Genomic DNA, 4806 nt, shown 5'->3' on the forward strand with positions numbered 1-4806 from the left:
TACGAGAATACTATTCTCCACAGTGATCAGGGGTGGCAATACCAACATGAAGCTTATCATCGTTTTCTTGCCAGTAAAGGTATACGTCCATCCATGTCTCGCAAGGGAACCAGCATAGATAATGGCATGATGGAGTCCTTCTTTGGTATCTTGAAAACAGAAATGTTTTACGGATTTGAGAAAAATTTCAAGTCTCTGGATCAACTGGAGCAAGCTATTACCGAGTATATTTTTTACTACAACAATAAACGCATTAAAGCAAAACTAAAAGGACTTAGTCCTGTTCAGTATAGAACTAAATCCTTTCAATAATATTTTTTGTCTAACTTTTTGGGGTCAGTACAATGACTCATAAATATTTTTTTGCAAGTTCAAATACTCCATGAGATTAATAACTTTATTATTTTCGCCAACTTTACTAATCGTATAAACATTCTCCAAATTTCTCAACATCAATTGAGAAATTTGGTTTTTTCCGTTGCTCAGTTAAAGCGTCCTTTAGTTGTATATTTCCTGTTAATATCCCTTTTGAAGCATAACATTGTTCTCAATGATCGCACCCGATTGTTAACACCCATTTTAGAACCTATTCTTTGATTTTCAATAAGCGTAAACTGTTTAATGTTACAAGTAAAGTTGCTCCCATATCAGCAAATATCGCTATCCAAAGCGTTAACCAACCGGGCATGACCAAAAGTAATGCCACTAATTTAATCGCCAAAGAGAAGGTAATGTTTTGCTTGATGATTGCTAAAGCCTTACGACTTAATTTTATTGTATATGGCAATTTACTCAAATCATCAGACATTAAGGCGATGTCAGCCGTTTCTAAAGCTGTATCAGTTCCAGCACCACCCATTGCTACACCAACGGTAGATGCCGCAAGGGCTGGAGCATCATTCACGCCATCTCCGACCATCCCCACACTTTGATGTTTTTCTCGAAGTTCTTTAATAAAATTAAGCTTATCTTCTGGAAGTAAGTCAGCTTTAATATCCGAAACACCAACTTGTTTTCCGATGGCTGTTGCCGTTCTTTGGTTATCGCCTGTTAGCATCACTGTTTCGATTCCCATATTGTTCAACTTGCCGATAACTTCTTTAGACGATTCCCTCATTTCATCGGCTACGGCAATAAACGAAAGAATTTCTTTTTCTGTTCCTAACACCATCACCGTTTTACCTTGAGTTTGCATATCGGCAATTTTTTCTTTTTTATCGCTTGAAATGCTTCCGTGTAATTCCTCAAAAAGATTTTGACTTCCCACATAATACATTTCATTATTTATTTTGGCTTTAACGCCTTTACCTGTAATGGATTGAAAATCCTCTACTGTTACTTCATTGAATTTTAATCCATTTTCTTCTGCTTTTCGCATAATCGCTGAAGCAAGAGGGTGCTGCGATCCTTTTTCAATGGCTGATGTTATGGTTATTAATTCATTTTCATTTCTACCATATGTCACAATGTCTGTTACAGCTGGAATCCCTTTGGTTAATGTTCCTGTTTTATCAAAGGCTATCGCTTTTAAGTGTCCTGCTGCTTCTAAATGGATACCACCTTTAATTAATACACCATTTTTCGCTGCATTTCCTATTGCTGTAACCACAGCAACTGGAGTTGAGACTACTAAGGCACAAGGACAACCAACCACTAATACAGCTAATCCTTGATAAATCCATTGGCTCCAGTCTCCGCCAAATAATGGTGGAACTACTGCAATTAAAAGAGCTAGTATGACAATAGCTGGTGTATAGTATTTTGCAAATTTATCGACAAACGCTTGAGAGGGGGCCCGTTCTGCTTGGGCTTCTTCTACCAAGTGAATGATTTTTGAAAGAGTGGTATCTTCAACTCGTTTTGTTACTTTAACCTCAAGTAACCCTTCTTCATTCAAGGTTCCTGCAAATACTTCATCATTTGTGATTTTCGTTACTGGAACACTTTCACCTGTAATCGCAGCCTGATTTAATGTTGATGTACCTTTAACCACTATTCCATCCATTGCTAACTTTTGACCGGGCTTAACTATCATGATGTCTCCAACTTGAATCTCATCAACATGAATCATCATTTCTTCATTGCCTCGTCGAATTAACGCTTCTTTTGGGGCAATATCCATTAAAGATTCAATAGATTGACGTGCTTTATCCATTGAATAACGCTCTAATGCTTCACTAATCGCAAATAGGATAACAACGGTTGCCCCTTCACCCCATTCACCAATAATTGCAGCTCCTATAATGGCAATAGTCATAAGCGTATTCATATCGAAATTTAATCTGCTTAAATTTTTGAGACCTTTAATAAATAACGAATATCCACCGATTAAAATGGACGCTGCATAACCAATTGTCGGTAGAACATGCTCTTCACCATACTGCTCTCCTAAGAACCAGCTAACTACAAGTAAAAGAGCTGATATATATACCTTAATATTTTCTTTCTGCTTCCAAAAAGGTTCTCCTTCTACCCTTTGTTCTTTTTCATCTCGAATTTTTAAATTTTCAAATGCTCCTGCTTTTTCTAATTCTTCAATGGTTGTCGTCCCTTTAACATAAACTTTAGATGCTCCGAAATTTACTTTCGCATCCTGAACACCGGGAAGTTCTTTAACATTATTTTCAAAAATGGCTGCACAGTTAGTACAAGTAAATCCTTGAACACGATAGGCTTTCATTTCTTCTTCGAACTGTTTTGCTTTCCCACTAGACATTGATCTTCACCTCTTTCTTAAATGCCAATGCAATCATCATAATTTGTCTGATATGCTCATCATCTAATGAATAAAATGCAAGTTTCCCCTCTTTTCGAAACTTAACAATCCCTTGCTTATGGAGCGTTCGCAGGTGATGAGAGGCATTTGCAACCGTAACACCTATAATATTTGCAATATCACACACACACAGTTCGTCATCTTGACACAATGCATAGGTAATTTTTGCTCTATTTTTATCTGCAATAGCTTTTAACATTTGGGCAACACTAGAAATATCTACTGTCTGTAAATTACCTTGTATTCGATTGACCTTTTCTTCGTCATAACAATAAATTTCACAAGTATCTTTTTTAATCATATTCTCACCTCAATATCATTCAAGTATTTGCTTGAACATAGTATCACCCTTTTCATTAATTAAGTCAAGTGTTTTTTTGAGTGAATAAAAAAATTCATAAAAAAAGACTTGGAGTACCCAATTCTAATAACAAAATAACCAATCTGCATAAGACTTTAAGTACATAACATTATTAGTATTGAACTTGTTGAGGAGGTGCTCTATGAATCAGCTTGAATTTCAGCGTAATCACCTACAAATTTATCAAACAACTGAAATTCTCAAGAACTATTTATAATTCGAATCGGATTTTCCGGGACTTTTATCGTTTCAAGTGCCTTTTTATGCCATCTCCTTACCGTTCTTACATCAGCAAATAGAGCTTCTCCGATACGCTACCAAGTATAATTATGAAGATAGCAATACATCAAAACCATCTGTTCGGCTGTGTCTTTGACGGTCATTAGCAAATCTCTTATCTCTAATAAATTCTAATCAACAGTACCACACACTCCACATGTGCTGATAGCACCCCCTATACTATAGAACGAAAGACTGTTGATAAGAGCTGAAATGATACTGTGGAACGAAACTGTCCCATATCTAAAAAATCAAATTTCCACTAAAATCCTCTCAAACAGCTCTGTTAGTTTCTCTTTAGAAGAGAATCCACTAATCTACCGCTATTCGTACAAGAAAACTACAACATATTTAGTACAAAAATAGGAGTGATGCAAAAGACCACTCCTATTTTCTATCGTCTCATTATATAATTAAAATCACCATTTTATTGAAGCAACTAGATTCTTACAATTAAAATTAGAACTAAAAAGAAAAGAAGTTGAATTAGAAATATTAAAAAAATACAAGGAATTGGAAAGGAAGTGTCGCCTCAAGCAGTTGTAAAGTTAGTGGAAGAATTGAAAGATAAATATGCGGTACATTTAATTTGTTTTTGCCTTAATGTACCCTTATCTACTTACTACCGATGGAAAAAGAAAGACTTTTCTCCAACAATTATCGAAGAAATAATCAGTAAAATTTGTAAGAAAAACAAATTTATTTATGGGTACAGAAAGATTAAGTATTTAATTCAGAAGGAATTGAATCAAATTGTTAACCATAAAGTTGTTCAGCGGATTATGCAGAAAAATGGTTGGAATTGTGCAGTGAAATCTAAAAAAGCTATCAAAATAGATAAACCATTCTCAATTACTGGTAATACTTTGAATAGAAATTTTTCAGCAGACAAACCTATGCAAAAAATGACTACAGATATCACATATTTGCCTTTCGGTCCTAAACGATTATATTTATCTTCCATTATGGATTTACATAATGGAGAAATCATTGCTTATACAATTTCCTCAAAACAGTATACTAAGTTTGTATTGGATACATTAAATCAAATTGATTTACCTAAGGATGTTCTACTACATAGTAATCAAGGCAGCGTTTATACTTATGCTGAATACTACAATCTATATAAAGAAAAAGGCATTATCCGCAGTCTGTCCCGTAAGGGGACTCCCGCAGATAATGGACTCATCGAAAGCTTCCATTCTTCGCTAAAGTGCGAAGATTTCTACATAAAAGATGAAGTAATAACTTCATCTTCTATTGTAATTCAAATTGTAGAAAATTACATCAAATATTATAATGAAAAAAGAATCCAACAAAAATTGGACTACCTGTCTCCGGTTGAATACCGGAGACGGTGAAGTGCACCCTAAAAGTTAGACAGAAAATC

General features: G+C 34.9%; 3 protein-coding genes and 1 pseudogene. 2 read left to right on the forward strand and 2 right to left on the reverse strand.

Translation table 11 applies throughout. The features are described 5' to 3' along the window. The coding region (locus tag HMPREF3103_RS07165) for an IS3 family transposase (RefSeq protein ID WP_148128821.1) at positions 1–312 on the forward strand (312 nt) is incomplete at its 5' end. A gap of 274 nt (positions 313–586) precedes the next feature. Here the strand turns inward: HMPREF3103_RS07165 and HMPREF3103_RS07170 are convergent. Together HMPREF3103_RS07170 and HMPREF3103_RS07175 are read right to left on the reverse strand one after the other, a co-directional pair. Then, the gene (locus HMPREF3103_RS07170) at positions 587–2716 is read right to left on the reverse strand and encodes a heavy metal translocating P-type ATPase (protein WP_003783705.1); all 2130 of its coding nucleotides are present in this window, start codon (positions 2714–2716) and stop codon (positions 587–589) included. Then, complete coding sequence (locus HMPREF3103_RS07175) at positions 2709–3077, reverse strand: ArsR/SmtB family transcription factor (RefSeq protein WP_049554564.1); 369 nt, start codon at positions 3075–3077, stop codon at positions 2709–2711. The genes HMPREF3103_RS07170 and HMPREF3103_RS07175 overlap by 8 nt, the downstream gene beginning before the upstream one ends. A gap of 789 nt (positions 3078–3866) precedes the next feature. Between HMPREF3103_RS07175 and HMPREF3103_RS07180 the strand changes: the two are divergent. Further along, positions 3867–4777, forward strand: a pseudogene (locus HMPREF3103_RS07180) (IS3 family transposase); the annotation flags it as partial. Between the last annotated feature and the right edge of the window lie 29 nt (positions 4778–4806).

The organism is Granulicatella sp. HMSC30F09 (assembly GCF_001806915.1).
In the GTDB taxonomy this organism is placed as follows: Bacteria; Bacillota; Bacilli; order Lactobacillales; family Aerococcaceae; genus Granulicatella; species Granulicatella adiacens.